This is a genomic window from Acidovorax sp. BLS4 (genome assembly GCF_032929295.1).
Taxonomy (GTDB): Bacteria; Pseudomonadota; Gammaproteobacteria; order Burkholderiales; family Burkholderiaceae_C; genus Paracidovorax.
In genome coordinates this window covers 496434-511323 of record NZ_CP136797.1, presented here as the reverse complement: position 1 = coordinate 511323, position 14890 = coordinate 496434, and the positions used below count along the sequence as shown (strand labels likewise).

The window sequence follows — 14890 nt, the reverse complement described above, 5'->3', positions numbered from 1 at the left end:
GCGGGCCCCGCTCGTACAGCGACAACCCCGCACCTGCATGGGGCATCTGTCGCAATTTGGACGCTGCGGCGCGCGCCGAGCGGGCCCGCCGCCGTCAGTGCGCGCAGCCGCCAGAACCGTGCGAATGGCCGCCACCGCCGCGCCGGGGCGGCATCGGCGTGTCGCGATCGGCGCCGGCCTCGTCCAGCCGGCGCAGGTAGTCGGCCCACAGCGCGTCCTGGCGCTGGCCGAGTTCGTAGAGGTAATCCCACGAGAAGATGCCCGTGTCGTGGCCGTCGGAGAACGTGGGCTTGACCGCGTAGTTCCCCACCGGCTCCAGCCCCGCGAGCGTGACGTGGCGCTGCCCGGTCTGCAGCACCTCCTGGCCCGGGCCGTGGCCCTGCACCTCGGCGGAGGGCGAGTACACGCGCATCAGCTCGAACGGGATGCGGAAGGCCGCACCGTCCGAGAACACCACCTCCAGCACGCGGGATGCCTCGTGCACCGTGATCGACTGCGGCGTGGGTGCGCCGGCTTTCAAACCTGCCATGGAAATCCTCTGTGCGTTTGCGTTGTGCCCGCTGCGGGCGGCCCGATGGAGCCGGAGCGCGATTGTCCCACCGCGCCCTGGCCGGGCCGTCAGCGCGCCCTGCGCGGGCTCACGCGCCTGGGCGTCAGGCCAGTTGCGCCAGCCGCGCGGCCATCGCCGCCTCGGCCGCGGCCAGGCGGGCGGCCACCTCGGCCTCGCGCTCGGGCGCGCGGTCGCGCTGCGGCGTGGCCCACACGGCGCCGGGGAAATGGCTGTCCCAGGCAAAGCGCGCGATCACGTGCCAGTGCAGGTGCGGCACCATGTTGCCGAGCGCGGCCAGGTTGATCTTGTCAGGCTGCACATCGGCGCGCAGCGCGGTCTCCACCGCCGCCACGGCCTCCATGCAGTGCAGGCGGTCGCCCGCGTCCAGGTCGGTGAACTCCGCCGCGTGCGCGTTCCACACCACGCGGTAGAAGGCCGGAAAGCCGGGCTCCTGCGCGCGGATCACGCGCAGCTTCGGGCCGCGCCAGACCAGTGCGCCGCCGTCGCCATCGCACAGCGGGCAACCGGGTACGGTGGCCGCAGCAGGCGCCGTGGCCGCCATCAGACCAGCACCCGCTCGATGCCGCCCGCGTTGGCGCGCTGCACGTATTCGGGCATCCATTGGTCGCCCAGGATCTCGCGCGCCATCTCGACGACGATGTAGTCGGCCTCCAGCAGGCCGTTGTTCAGGTCGTCCTGGTAGCGGTTCAGGCCCTGCAGGCAGCTGGGGCAGCTGGTGAGGATCTTCACGTTGTCCTGCGCGCCCGCTGCGCCGCTGGCCCGCAGCGCGGCCTCGCCCTTCCTGATTTCCTCTTCCTTGCGAAAGCGCACCTGCGTGGAGATGTCGGGCCGCGTCACGCCCAGCGTGCCGGACTCGCCGCAGCAGCGCTCGCTCTTGAGCACCTGCGGCCCCACCAGCGCCTTCACGGTCTTGACCGAGTCCTGCAGCTTCATGGGGTTGTGGCAGGGCTCGTGGTACAGGTAGGCGCCCTTGCCCTGCAGGGTCACGCCCTTTTCCAGCAGATATTCGTGGATGTCGATGATGCGGCTGCCCGGGAAGATCTTGCCGAAGTCGTAGCCCTGCAGCTGGTCGTAGCAGGTGCCGCAGCTCACCACCACGGTCTTGATGTCGAGGTAGTTGAGCGTGTTGGCCACGCGGTGAAAGAGCACCCGGTTGTCGGTGATCATCTTTTCGGCCTTCTCGAACTGGCCGCTGCCGCGCTGCGGGTAGCCGCAGCACAGGTAGCCCGGCGGCAGCACGGTCTGCACGCCCGCATGCCACAGCATGGCCTGCGTGGCCAGGCCCACCTGGCTGAACAGGCGCTCGGAGCCGCAGCCGGGAAAGTAGAACACCGCCTCCGTCTCGGCCGTGGTCGTGGCCGGGTTGCGGATGATGGGCACGTAGTCCTTGTTCTCGATGTCCAGCAGCGCGCGCGCCGTCTTCTTGGGCAGGCCGCCGGGCAGCTTCTTGTTGATGAAGTGGATCACCTGCTCCTTGACCGGCGCGGTGCCCACCGTGGCCGGCGGCCGCGCGGTCTGGCGGCGGCCCACCTTGCGCAGCAGGTCCACGGCGATGCGCTGGGCCTTGAAGCCCACGCCGACCATGGCGCTGCGCATCAGCTTGATGGTGTCGGGGTTGGTGGCGTTGAGCATGGTCATGGCCAGCGCGTTGCCCGGGCGGAAGGTCTTCTTGCCCATCTTGCGCAGCAGGTTGCGCATGTTCATGGTCACGTCGCCGAAGTCGATCTTGACCGGGCACGGCGTGTAGCACTTGTGGCACACGGTGCAGTGGTCGGCCACGTCCTCGAACTCCTGCCAGTGCTTGATCGACACGCCCCGGCGCGTCTGCTCCTCGTACAGGAAGGCCTCGACCAGCAGCGAGGTGGCGAGGATCTTGTTGCGCGGGCTGTACAGCAGGCTGGCGCGCGGCACGTGGGTGGCGCACACGGGCTTGCACTTGCCGCAGCGCAGGCAGTCCTTGACCGAATCGGCGATGGCGCCGATGTCGCTCTGCTGCATGATCAGCGACTCGTGCCCCATCAGGCCGAAGCTCGGCGTGTAGGCGTTGGTCAGGTCGGCGAACATCAGCGAGTTGCGGGCCGAACCGGGCTCCCGGGCAATATCCACTAGGGCACCACGCTCCTGATTTCGTAGCAGTTTGCCTTTGTTGAAGCGCCCTTCGGGGTCCACGCGCTGCTTGTAGTCGGCGAACGGCCGCAGCTCGTCGTCGGTCAAAAACTCCAGCTTGGTGATGCCGATGCCGTGCTCGCCCGAGATCACGCCGTCGAGCTGGCGGGCCAGCACCATGATGCGCGCCACGGCCTCATGGGCCGTCTGCAGCATGCGGTAGTCGTCGCTGTTGACCGGGATGTTGGTGTGCACGTTGCCGTCACCGGCATGCATGTGCAGCGCCACCCACACGCGGCCCTTGAGCACGCGCTGGTGGATGGCCTGGGCCTCGTCCATGATGGGCTGGAAGGCGGCGCCGGCGAAGATCTTGGCCAGCGGCTCGCGCAGCTGGGTCTTCCAGCTGGCGCGCAGCGTGTGGTCCTGCAGCTGGGCGAAGAGCGGCTCCACGTCGCGCAGCCATCCGGTCCACAGCGCGCGCACCTCGCCCACCAGCGCCACGGCCTGGCCCACGCGGTCTTCCAGCAGCTCGGCCGACGGGATCTCGTGCGCGTCGTCCTGGCGGCCCAGCGGCAGGTTGCCGCGCAGGAAGAAGTCTTCCAGCGCATCGCACAGCGCGATCTTGTTGCGCAGCGACAGCTCGATGTTGATGCGCTCGATGCCGTCGGTGTACTCGGCCATGCGCGGCAGAGGGATCACCACGTCTTCGTTGATCTTGAAGGCGTTGGTGTGGCGGCTGATGGCGGCCGTGCGCTTGCGGTCCAGCCAGAACTTCTTGCGCGCCTCGGGGCTGATGGCGACGAAGCCCTCGCCCGAGCGCGAATTGGCCAGCCGCACGACCTCGCTGGTCACGCGCGCCACATCGTCGGCGTTGTCGCCCGCGATGTCGCCGAACAGCACCATCTTCGGCAGGCCGCCGCCGTGCCGCTTGCTCTTGGTGGCGTAGCCCACGGCCTTCAGGTAGCGGTCGTCCAGGTGTTCCAGGCCTGCCAGCAGCACGCCGCTGCGCTGCTGCTCGGCGAACATGAAGTCCTTGATCTCCACGATGCTGGGCACCGCATCCTTGGCGTTGCCGAAGAACTCCAGGCACACGGTGCGCGTGTGCTCGGGCATGCGGTGCACCACCCAGCGCGCGCTGGTGATGAGGCCGTCGCAGCCCTCTTTCTGAATACCGGGCAGGCCCGACAGGAACTTGTCGGTCACGTCCTTGCCCAGGCCCTCCTTGCGGAAGGTCTTGCCGGGGATGTCCAGGCGTTCGGTGCGGATCGGCGTCCTGCCGTCGGCCTCGAAGTACTGCAGCTCGAAGCTGGCCACCTCGGCGTCGTGGATCTTGCCCATGTTGTGGTTCACACGGGTCACCTCCAGCCACTGGGCGTCGGGCGTCACCATGCGCCAGCTGGCGAGGTTGTCGAGCGCCGTGCCCCACAGCACGGCCTTCTTGCCGCCGGCGTTCATGGCGATGTTGCCGCCGATGCAAGAGGCCTCGGCGCTGGTCGGGTCCACGGCGAACACGTAGCCCGCGCGCTCGGCCGCATCGGCCACGCGCTGGGTGACCACGCCGGCCTCGGTCCACACCGTGGCGACCTCGCGGTCCATGCCCGGGAGGCGGCGCATTTCCACCTCGGTCATGGCTTCGAGCTTCTCGGTGTTGATGACCACGCTGCGCCAGGTGAGCGGAATGGCGCCGCCGGTGTAGCCGGTGCCGCCGCCGCGCGGGATGATGGTCATCTCCAGGTCGATGCAGGCCTTGACCAGCGCGGCCATCTCGGCCTCGGTGTCGGGGGTGAGCACCACGAACGGGTATTCGACGCGCCAGTCAGTCGCGTCGGTCACGTGGGACACGCGCGAGAGGCCGTCGAACTTGATGTTGTCCTTGGCCGTGTGGCGGCCCAGGCGCTTTTGCACCTGGCGGCGCAGTTGCGCCGCCTCGATGAAGGTGGCGTCGAACTCGGCGATGGCGCGGCGGGCGGCGTCCACCAATTGGCCCACGAGCTGGTCGCGGCCGGAGTCGTCGGCCGGCGTGCGGCGCTTGCCGATCTCGGCCAGGCGGTGCTCCAGCGCTTCGACCAGCAGCTTGCGGCGGTCGGGGTTGTCCAGCAGGTCGTCCTGCAAATAGGGGTTGCGCTGCACCACCCAGATGTCGCCCAGCACTTCATAGAGCATGCGGGCCGAGCGGCCGGTGCGGCGCTCGCGGCGCAGCTGGTCGAGCACGTCCCAGGACGGAGACCCGAGCAGGCGGATGACGATTTCCCGGTCGGAAAACGAGGTGTAGTTGTAGGGAATCTCTCGCAGGCGGGCGGGCTCGGCGGCCTGCGCCTGCAGGGCAGCCAGCGCTATGGGAACGTTCATGGGGTCAACCTGGGTCGGGCGCGTGGGGCGCCCCTGTGCCTCGGGGCCGCGATTTTATGCCAGCCTCCGGGCGGTCCCGGGGGCCGGGACGGCCCCGCCAGCCGGCGCGGCAACGACCGCACCCCGGTTGCTACTATTTCTATAGCATCATGCCGGCGTTTTTATTGTGCTGGAGGCCGTTTTGGCACCAAATCCCAAGGCCGGCCGGCGGAGCCCCTGGCGGCCGGCCCGGCTGGTCAGAACAGCACGCGGCTGCGGATCGTGCCCGGCACCTTGGCCAGCTCGTCCTGCGCCAGGTCCGACGACTGGGCGTCGATGTCGATCACCACGTAGCCCACCTTCTCGTTGGTCTGCAGGTACTGGGCGGCGATGTTGATCCGGTTGTCCGAGAAGATCTGGTTGATCTGCGACAGCACGCCCGGCACGTTCTGGTGGATGTGCAACAGCCGGTGCTTGCCCGGGTGCGCGGGCAGCGCCACCTCGGGGAAGTTGACCGACGAGATCGAGGTGCCGTTGTCGCTGTACTTGACCAGCTTCTCGGCCACTTCGAGCCCGATGTTGGCCTGCGCCTCCATGGTCGATCCGCCGATGTGCGGGGTCAGGATCACGTTGTCCAGCCCGCGCAGCGGCGACAGGAACTCGTCCTTGTTGGTGCGCGGCTCGACCGGGAACACATCGATGGCGGCGCCCAGCAGCTTCTTGGCGCGGAGCGCCTCGGCCAGCGGCTCGATCTCCACCACCGTGCCGCGTGCGGCGTTGATGAGGATGCCGCCCGGCTTCATCGCCGCGATCTCGGCCGCGCCGATCATCCACTGCGTGGAAGGCAGCTCGGGCACGTGCAGGCTCACGATGTCGGCCTGCCCCAGCAGCGCGTGCAGCGAAGGCGCCTGGCGCGCATTGCCCAGGGGCAGCTTGTTGACCACGTCGTGGAAGATCACGTGCATGCCCAGGCCCTCGGCCAGCACCGACAGCTGCGTACCGATGGAGCCGTAGCCCACGATGCCCAGCGTCTTGCCGCGGATCTCGTAGGCGTTGTCGGCCGACTTCAGCCAGCCGCCGCGGTGCGCCACCGCGTTCTTCTCGGGAATGCCGCGCAACAGCAGGATGGCCTCGGCCAGCACCAGTTCGGCCACCGAGCGGGTGTTGGAGTACGGCGCGTTGAACACGGCGATGCCGCGCTCGCGCGCGGCGTTCAGGTCCACCTGATTGGTGCCGATGCAAAAGCACCCCACGGCCACGAGCTTGTGCGCCTGGGCGAAGACCTCGGCCGTCAGCTGGGTGCGCGAGCGGATGCCCACGAAGTGCGCATCGGCGATCTTGCGCTTGAGCTCGTCGTCGGGCAGCGCGCCAGAGATCGCCTCTATCTGCGTGTAGCCCGCACCGCGCAGCACGTCGAGCGCGGACGGGTGGATGCCCTCGAGCAACAGGAACTTGATCTTGCTTTTGTCCAGAGAGGTTTTGGCCATGGAAAGGTCCGGAGGATCGGAAAAGGAAAAGGCGCGGGATTCGGCCCCGCGATCAGCCCCGAAATGGGGACGCGAGATCATTGTGCACCGCACAAAACCCTGCTGGCATCCTTGCAATTCGCTGAAATGGTGCGCGACACGAGTCGCGAAGGCGACTCCGGTCACCGCCGATCTGTCACGGAATTGTCACGAAATCGCCAGCGCTGGCGCCCGTTTGGCGGCCATGGCGGGCCACTGCGCCGCGACGGGTTTCCCCGCTTGATCGCTGCGTGGGCCTATGCGACAACGACATATTCGTGTCACGAAATGCGTCCTACCATCGGCGCTTCGTGCATTTCGTATCGATTCGAGGAGTTTTCATGCAATTCAAGCACCTGGCGGCCGCTGCCGCCATCGCCGCTTCGTTCTGCGCCACGGCGCAGGCACAGACCGAGATCCAATGGTGGCATTCGATGACCGCGGTCAACGGCGAGTGGGTGAACGACCTGGCCAAGCAGTTCAACGAGAGCCAGAAGGAATACAAGATCGTGCCGACCTACAAGGGCACGTATGACGAGTCCATGACGGCCTCCATCGCCGCCTTCCGCGCCGGCAACGCACCGCACATCCTGCAGGTGTTCGAAGTGGGCACGGCCACCATGATGGCCAGCAAGGGCGCCATCGTGCCCGTGGGCAAGGTGATGCAGGACGCAGGCGCCAAGTTCGACCCGGCCGCCTACATCCCCGCCGTGGCCGGCTACTACACAGCCCCCAACGGCCAGATGCTGAGCTTCCCGTTCAACAGCTCCACCACCATCTTCTACTTCAACAAGGACGCCTTCAAGGCGGCCGGCCTGCCCACCGACAAGGCACCTGCCACCTGGCCCGAAGTGGTCAACGCGGCGGCCAAGCTCAAGGCCTCGGGCCACAAGTGCCCGTTCACCACGGCCTGGCAGAACTGGACGCAGGTCGAGAGCTTCTCGGCCTGGCACAACGTGGAGTTCGCCAGCAAGTCCAACGGCCTGCAGGGCCTGGACGCGCGCCTGAAGGTCGATTCGCCCCTGCACGTGCGCCACATCGAGAACCTGGCCAACATGGCCAAGCAGGGCCTGTTCGTCTACAAGGGCCGTGGCAACGTGCCTGAGGCCAGCTTCGTGTCCGGCGAGTGCGCCATGATCAACACGTCGTCGGGCTTCTACGGCAACGTGGCCAAGAACGCCAAGTTCGCCTACGGCCTGGCTCCCCTGCCCTACTACCCCGATGTACCCGGCGCACCGCAGAACACCGTGATCGGCGGCGCGAGCCTGTGGGTCATGGCCGGCAAGAAGCCTGCCGAATACAAGGGCGTGGCGCAGTTCTTCCAGTTCATCTCCACGCCTGAAGTGCAGTCCGCCAGCCACAAGCGCACCGGCTACCTGCCCGTCACCAAGGCCGCGTATGAGCTGACCGAGAAGTCGGGCTTTTACCAGCAGAACCCCGGCACCGACGTGGCCGTGACGCAGATGATCCGCAAGGTGACCGACAAGAGCCGCGGCATCCGCCTGGGCAACTACGTGCAGATCCGCGCGATCGAGGACGAAGAGCTCGAACAGGTGTGGTCCGGCAAGAAGACCGCCAAGGAAGCGCTGGACACGATCGTCAAGCGTGGAAACGAGCAACTGGAACGCTTCCAGAAGGCGAACAAGTCGTAATACGGCTTAAACTGACCGTTTCGCCAACCGTAAAAAGCAGATGGGTCATCCATCTGCTTTTTGCTTTGGGAAGCGCCGATTTCTCCCAACCTTCCGCCCCATGGAAAAACGCGTCCGTTTCAAATCTGCCTGGCTGCCCTGGCTGCTCATCGCGCCGCAGATGGCCATCATCCTGGTCTTCTTCTTCTGGCCCGCCAGCCAGGCGCTGGTGCAGTCGATGCAGCTGCAGGACGCCTTCGGAACCTCCACCGAATGGGTGGGCCTGGCCAACTTCCGCCAGCTTTTCAACGACGGCAGCTACGTGGAGTCGTTCAAGACCACGGCCATGTTCTCCGTGCTGGTGGCGGGCATCGGCATCAGCCTGTCGCTGATGCTGGCGATCTTCGCCGACCGCGTGGTCAAGGCGGCCATGTTCTACAAGACCATGCTGATCCTGCCGTACGCCGTCGCGCCCGCCGTGGCCGCGGTGCTGTGGGTGTTCATGTTCTCGCCGTCGCTCGGCGTGGTGGCCTACGGCCTGGAGAAGGTCGGCATCCACTGGAACCACCTGCTCGACTCGGGCCAGGCCATGACGCTGATCGTGATGGCCTCGGTGTGGAAGCAGATCTCCTACAACTTCCTGTTCTTCCTGGCCGGGCTGCAGTCGATCCCCAAGTCGCTCATCGAAGCCGCGGCCATCGACGGCGCGCGCCCGTGGCGCCGCTTCTGGACCATCCAGTTCCCGTTGCTGTCGCCCACCACGTTCTTCCTGCTGGTGATCAACGTGGTCTATGCCTTCTTCGACACCTTCGCCATCGTCGATGCGGCCACGCAGGGCGGCCCGGGCAAGGACACGGCCATCCTGGTCTACAAGGTCTATTACGACGGCTTCAAGGCCATGGACCTGGGCGGCTCCGCCGCGCAATCGGTGGTGCTGATGCTGATCGTCGTCGCGCTCACCGTGGTGCAGTTCCGCTATGTCGAAAAGAAAGTGAACTACTGATGCAACGCCCGATGCAATGCGTTTCCTCGATGGAGGCCGCCCATGGTTGAGCGCCGCCTGACCGCCGGCATCCTGGCCCATGTGATCATGGTGCTGGGCGTGCTGATCGTCGCCTTTCCGCTGTACCTGGCGTTCGTCGCCTCCACGCACACCGCGCAGGAGATCGTGCAGGCCCCCATGCCGCTGCTGCCCGGCGGCCACTTCTGGGAGACCTACAAGGCCGCCCTGTTCGGCCGCGACGCGGGCGCGGGCTCCACGGCCCCGGTGGCCCGCATGATGTGGGTCAGCCTGGTGTCGGCCCTGGTCATCACCTTCGGCAAGATCGCCATCTCGCTGCTGTCGGCCTTCGCCATCGTGTACTTCCGCTTTCCCTTCAAGGGACTGTGCTTCTGGCTGATCTTCATCACGCTGATGCTGCCCGTGGAAGTGCGCATCGGCCCGACGTACCAGGTGGTGTCCGACCTCGGCATGCTCAACAGCTACGCGGGCCTGACCGTGCCGCTGATCGCATCGGCCACGGCCACGTTCCTGTTCCGCCAGTTCTTCCTGACCGTGCCCGACGAGCTGGTCGAGGCCGCGCGCATGGACGGCGCGGGCCCGATGCGGTTCTTCAAGGATATCCTGATCCCGCTGTCCAAGACCTCGATCGCCGCCCTGTTCGTGATCCAGTTCATCTACGGCTGGAACCAGTACCTGTGGCCGCTGCTGGCCACCACGAGCGAAGACATGTACCCGGTGGTGATCGGCATCAAGCGCATGATCGCCGGCGGAGACGGCCAGAACGAATGGAACATCGTCATGGCGACGGCCATCCTGGCCATGCTGCCGCCGGCCGTGGTGGTGATGCTCATGCAGAAGTGGTTCGTCAAGGGCCTCGTGGACACCGAGAAATAACGGTCAACGACCACCGATCGATCTGACAAGAATCCCAAAGATATGGCATCCCTCTCGCTTCGCAACGTCATCAAGCGCTACGGCGCCGGCTCCAAGGCCAACCCGGTCATCCACGGCGTCAGCGCCGAAATCCAGGATGGCGAATTCATCGTGATCGTCGGCCCGTCGGGCTGCGGCAAATCCACCCTGCTGCGCATGGTCGCGGGCCTGGAAGAGATCAGCGGCGGCGAGATCGCCATCGGCCCGCGCGTGGTGAACAACCTCGAGCCCGCCGAGCGGGACATCGCCATGGTGTTCCAGAACTACGCGCTCTACCCGCACATGACGAACTTCGACAACATGGCCTACGGCCTGAAGATCGCCAAGGTGCCCAAGGACGAGATCAAGCGGCGCGTGGACAAGGCCGCCAAGATCCTGGAGCTGGGCCACCTGCTGGAGCGCAAGCCGCGCGAGCTGTCCGGCGGCCAGCGCCAGCGCGTGGCCATGGGGCGCGCCATCGTGCGCCAGCCGCAGGTGTTCCTGTTTGACGAGCCGCTGTCCAACCTGGATGCCAAGCTGCGCGCGCAGACCCGCCTGGAGATCCAGAAGCTGCACCGCGAACTGGGCATCACCAGCCTGTTCGTCACCCACGACCAGGTCGAGGCCATGACGCTCGCGCAGCGCATGATCGTCATGAACGGCGGCGTGATGGAGCAGTTCGGCACGCCCGAGGAGGTCTACCACTCGCCGGCTTCGACCTTCGTGGCCAGCTTCATCGGCTCGCCGCCCATGAACCTGCTCAAGAACGCGGAAGGTGGCAAGCAGGGCGCGATCCTCGGCATCCGCCCCGAGCACCTGGACATCGGCGCCACCGGCTGGGCCGTGCAGGTCGAGACCGTCGAGCTGCTGGGCGCCGAACGCCTGGTGTACGCCCGCATGAACGGCGAATCCCTCATCGTGCGCGTGGAAGAAGGCACGCACTCGCCCCAGCCCGGCGACACCATCCACGTCGCGCCGCGCCCGTCGCGCCTGCACTGGTTCGACGCCGCCACCGGCAAGCGGATGTGAGCGACCCCGTGAGCCGCCCACCCGCGCCGGCCCGGCTCGTGCACGCGACCGTTCCCGTGCTGGCCTCGCTCGACCTGGACGAGAGCGCGGCCTTCTGCGCCGACCGGCTGGGATTCGTGCCCCGGCTGCGCACGGACGACTACCTCATCGCCGAGCGCGACGGCTGCGAGCTGCATTTCTGGCTCTGCACCGAGCGCCACATCGCCGAGAACACCTCCTGCTACGTGCGGGGCGACACGCGCGCGCTGCATGCCGACTTCGCCGCGCGCGGCCTGGCCGTCGATCCCCCACGCGAGCAGCCCTGGGGCATGCGCGAGCTGTACGTGATCGACCCGCACGGCAACCTGCTCAAGTTCGGCGAAAGCCTATGAAGCCCCCCGCAGTCGCCACCGGCGCCTGCGGGCGCGGCCTGCTCCGCGGCCATCGGACGGCACGGGCCGCGCCGGTTTCGAACGCCGCGACAGCATTCCCCACCCTCGTTCACTGACATGACCGCCCCTTCCGCTGCTGCTGCCGTTGCGTCCGCCATTTCCGCGTCCGACTGGCCCTATCCCCGCTGGATCGCCCACCGCGGCGCCGGCAAGCTCGCGCCCGAGAACACGCTGGCGGCCTTCCGCCTGGGCGCGCACCACGGCTACCGCATGTTCGAATGCGACGCCAAGCTCAGCAGCGACGGCGTGCCCTTTTTGCTGCACGACGCCACGCTGGAACGCACCACCTGCGGCCGGGGCACGGCGGGCGAACAGGCCTGGAGCGACCTGTCGCGCCTGGACGCCGGTGCCTGGCATTCGCGCGCCCACGCCGGCGAGCCGCTGCCCACGCTGGACGCGGTGGCGCGCTTTTGCCGGGCCAACGGCCACCTGCTGAACATCGAGATCAAGCCCACGCCCGGCACCGAGGAAGAAACCGGTCGCGTGGTCGCCGCGCACGCCGCGCGCCTGTGGCAGGGCGCCGCGGTGCCGCCGCTGCTCACCTCGTTCCAGGTGCGCGCGCTGTCCGGTGCGCGCGACGCGGCGCCACTGCTGCCGCGCGGCCTGCTGCTGGACACGCTGGGCGCCGGCTGGCTGGACACCGCGCAGCAGCTCGGCTGCGTGGCCGTCGTCTGCAACCACGCGCTGTGGACCGCCGAGACCGTGGCCCAGGTGAAAGGCGCCGGGCTGCGCGCCTTGAGCTACACGGTGAACGACGAGTGGGCCGCGCAGCGCCTGATCGACCTGGGCACCGACGGCATCATCACCGACCGGGTGGACCTGTTCAGCCCGGGGCAGTGATACGCTTTCGGGTCCTTGTACGCACGGACTCGCCCTTGCTTCCCTCCTTTTTCAGAACCCTGCTGGCCGGCCTGCTCATGGGCCTGGCCCTGTCCCACCCCGCGGCGGCGCAGGACCGGACCGCGGCGGCATCCGCCCCGGCCCCGGCCGCCAGCGCCACGGCCCCCCGGGCCGGCGATCCGGCCCCTCGTTCGGTGGACGACCTGCGCAAGCAGCTCGACGCCGTCCCGAAAAAGCTCGATCCGGACGACGACGGCCGCAAGCTCGTCAACGAGGTCTATGCCATCGGCACGGCCGCCGAGCAACTCGTCGCACAGCGCACCGAAGAGCTGGCCGACCTGGACACGCGCCTGGCCGGGCTCGGCCCCTCGCCCGAGAAAGGCGCGCCCGCCGACTCCCCCGACGTGGCGCAGCAGCGGGCCGGACTGGCCAAGCAGCGCGCCGTCGTGGACGCCGACCTCAAGCTCGCCCGCCTCATCGTGGTCGATGCCGACCAGCGCAGCGCCGACCTCGTGCGCCAGCGCCGCCAGCAGTTCCAGGATGCGCTGACCGCCCGCATCGACTCGCCGCTGGGCCCCACCTACTGGCGCGCGCTGCGCAACGCCTGGCCCTCCGACACCGCCCGCCTGTCGATGCTGGCGGTCGAGATCCGCCAGGCCCTGGAGCGGGCGATGGAGCCCGCCCGGCGCGCCACCTTCCTCGGCAGCCTGGCCGGCGCGCTGCTGCTGGCCGTGCTGGGCAACTGGCTGGCCAAGCGCGTGCTGGTGCGCGTGGCCCCCACGCGGCTGCCGTCCGGGCGCCTGCGGCGCTCGCTGCTCGCGGCGGTGTCGGTCGTGGTGCATGTGCTGCTGATCGGGCTGGCGGCGCAACTGGCGCTCAGCGGCGTCGACGTGGGCGACAACCTCGGCGACCGGCTGCACGGCCTGGGCAGCACGGCGGTGCGCCTGGCCATCTTCGCCTCGTTCGCCATCGGCCTGGGGCACGCGCTGCTGTCGCGCCGGCGCAGCTCCTGGCGGCTGCCTTCGCTGTCGGACGACCTGGCGCGGCGGCTGAGCCCCTACCCCTGGTGGATCGCCCTGGTCGCCATCACCAGCGGACTCATCACCGAAATCAACACCGCCGTGGGCGCCAGCCTCGCAGCCGAGGTGACGACGCAGGCGGTGACAGCGCTGCTGGTCGCGCTCATCGCCATCGCCTGCCTGCGCCATCTGCACACCCCGCGCACCACGGCCAAGGACGGCGCGGCCGAGGGCGGCAGCGAGGCTGCCGAGGCCGCTGCCGCGCCCCCGCGCCCGCTGTGGGTGGGCCTGCTCGTGGCCTGCGCGGGCTTCGCCTCGGTGGCGACCCTGGTGCTGGTGGCGCTGGGCTTCGTCGCCCTGGCCAGCACGCTGGCGCGGCAGATGGTGTGGAGCGCCATCGTCTTCGCCACCGCCTACCTGCTCTACCAGCTGGCCGACGACGTGTGCGAGGCCGTGCTGTCGTCCAAGGGCAGCTTCGGGCGCCGGCTGCATTCCGGCATGGGCATCGACGCGGGCCTGCTCGACCAGGCGGCCGTGCTGGGCTCGGGCGTGCTGCGCGTGGTGCTGTTCTTCTACATGGTGATCGCGCTGATGGCGCCGTTCGGCACCGGGCCGGACGAGGTCTTCCGGCGCGGCAGCAGCCTCAACAACGGCCTGCAGGTGGGCAATTTCGCGCTCGCGCCCCAGGCCCTGCTCACCGCGCTGGCCGTGGTGGCGGCGGGGTTCGTGGCCATCCGCGTGCTCAAGCGCTGGCTGAGCGACCGCTACTTTCCCAACACGTCGCTCGAGCCCGGCATGCGCAGCTCCATCGTCTCGCTGCTGGGCTACGTGGGCGGCGTGCTGGTGGTGGCCGCGGCGCTGGCGGCGCTGGGCATCAGCGTGGAGCGCATCGCCTGGGTGGCCAGCGCGCTGTCGGTGGGGATCGGCTTCGGGCTGCAGGCCATCGTGCAGAACTTCATCTCGGGCCTGATCCTGCTGGCCGAGCGGCCGGTGAAGGTGGGCGACTGGGTGGTGCTGGGCGACACCGAGGGCGACGTGCGCCGCGTGAACGTGCGCGCCACCGAGATCCAGCTGGGCGACCGGTCCACCGTGATCGTGCCCAACTCGGAGTTCATCACCAAGACCGTGCGCAACATGACGCTGACCGGCGCGCCCGGCCGCGTGCTGCTGCGCCTGCCCGCGCCGCTGGACACCGACGCGCAGCGCATGCGCGAGGTGATCCTGCAGGCCTTCCACGCCCACGAAGGGATCATGGAAGACCCCGAACCCATCGTGCAGCTCGAAGGCATCCTGAACGGCACGCTCACCTTCCTGGCCATCGGCTACGTGAGCAATCCGCGCAACTCGGGCGGGGTGCGCAGTGACCTGCTGTTCACCATCCTGGACAACCTGCGCGGCGCGGGCCTGGCGCTGTCGCCGCCGGCGACCACGTCGCTCACCCACCCCACGCCGACCTCGCCGACCGTGGCGGTGCCGCAGCCGCAGGGCACGACGGTGGTCTGACCGGGGCGCGGC

11 protein-coding genes are annotated in these 14890 nt (G+C 68.3%); 7 read left to right on the top strand and 4 right to left on the bottom strand.

The features are described 5' to 3' along the window. Window positions 1-94 precede the first annotated feature (94 nt). The 4 genes from R1Z03_RS02455 to serA all read right to left on the bottom strand — a co-directional run bounded on the left by R1Z03_RS02455 (window position 95) and on the right by serA (window position 6492). A complete protein-coding gene (locus R1Z03_RS02455; protein ID WP_272565478.1) occupies window positions 95-529 on the bottom strand; it encodes a DUF971 domain-containing protein in 435 nt (144 codons plus the stop codon). Between the two features lie 124 nt (window positions 530-653). Next, entirely contained in the window at window positions 654-1112 is a 459-nt protein-coding gene (locus tag R1Z03_RS02450; protein WP_317356567.1) for an HIT family protein, read from the bottom strand. Then, a complete protein-coding gene (locus R1Z03_RS02445; RefSeq protein ID WP_317356564.1) occupies window positions 1112-5026 on the bottom strand; it encodes an FAD/FMN-binding oxidoreductase in 3915 nt (1304 codons plus the stop codon). Before R1Z03_RS02445 ends, R1Z03_RS02450 begins: the two co-directional genes overlap by 1 nt. Window positions 5027-5262: 236 nt before the next feature. After that, a complete protein-coding gene (serA, locus tag R1Z03_RS02440; RefSeq protein WP_284429244.1) occupies window positions 5263-6492 on the bottom strand; it encodes a phosphoglycerate dehydrogenase in 1230 nt (409 codons plus the stop codon). A gap of 359 nt (window positions 6493-6851) precedes the next feature. Here serA and ugpB point away from each other — a divergent pair, with 359 nt between their 5' ends. The 7 genes from ugpB to R1Z03_RS02405 all read left to right on the top strand — a co-directional run bounded on the left by ugpB (window position 6852) and on the right by R1Z03_RS02405 (window position 14878). Continuing rightward, the gene (gene ugpB, locus R1Z03_RS02435; RefSeq protein WP_317356561.1) at window positions 6852-8162 is read left to right on the top strand and encodes a sn-glycerol-3-phosphate ABC transporter substrate-binding protein UgpB; all 1311 of its coding nucleotides are present in this window, start codon (window positions 6852-6854) and stop codon (window positions 8160-8162) included. Window positions 8163-8262: 100 nt separating this feature from the next. Further along, complete coding sequence (gene ugpA / locus R1Z03_RS02430; RefSeq protein WP_284393763.1) at window positions 8263-9144, top strand: sn-glycerol-3-phosphate ABC transporter permease UgpA; 882 nt, start codon at window positions 8263-8265, stop codon at window positions 9142-9144. 42 nt (window positions 9145-9186) lie between these two features. Continuing rightward, window positions 9187-10038 (top strand): sn-glycerol-3-phosphate ABC transporter permease UgpE, encoded by an 852-nt coding sequence (ugpE, locus tag R1Z03_RS02425; protein ID WP_284393761.1) that lies wholly within the window; start codon window positions 9187-9189, stop codon window positions 10036-10038. Window positions 10039-10080: 42 nt separating this feature from the next. Beyond that, on the top strand, window positions 10081-11085 hold the full coding sequence (locus tag R1Z03_RS02420) for a sn-glycerol-3-phosphate import ATP-binding protein UgpC (protein ID WP_317356557.1): 1005 nt from the start codon (window positions 10081-10083) through the stop codon (window positions 11083-11085). Window positions 11086-11093: 8 nt separating this feature from the next. Further along, on the top strand, window positions 11094-11456 hold the full coding sequence (locus R1Z03_RS02415; protein ID WP_317356554.1) for a VOC family protein: 363 nt from the start codon (window positions 11094-11096) through the stop codon (window positions 11454-11456). A gap of 117 nt (window positions 11457-11573) precedes the next feature. Next, on the top strand, window positions 11574-12356 hold the full coding sequence (gene ugpQ / locus R1Z03_RS02410) for a glycerophosphodiester phosphodiesterase (RefSeq protein WP_317356551.1): 783 nt from the start codon (window positions 11574-11576) through the stop codon (window positions 12354-12356). A gap of 77 nt (window positions 12357-12433) precedes the next feature. Beyond that, window positions 12434-14878, top strand: a complete 2445-nt coding sequence (locus R1Z03_RS02405; RefSeq protein WP_317360216.1) for a DUF3772 domain-containing protein — start codon at window positions 12434-12436, stop codon at window positions 14876-14878. Window positions 14879-14890 lie beyond the last annotated feature (12 nt).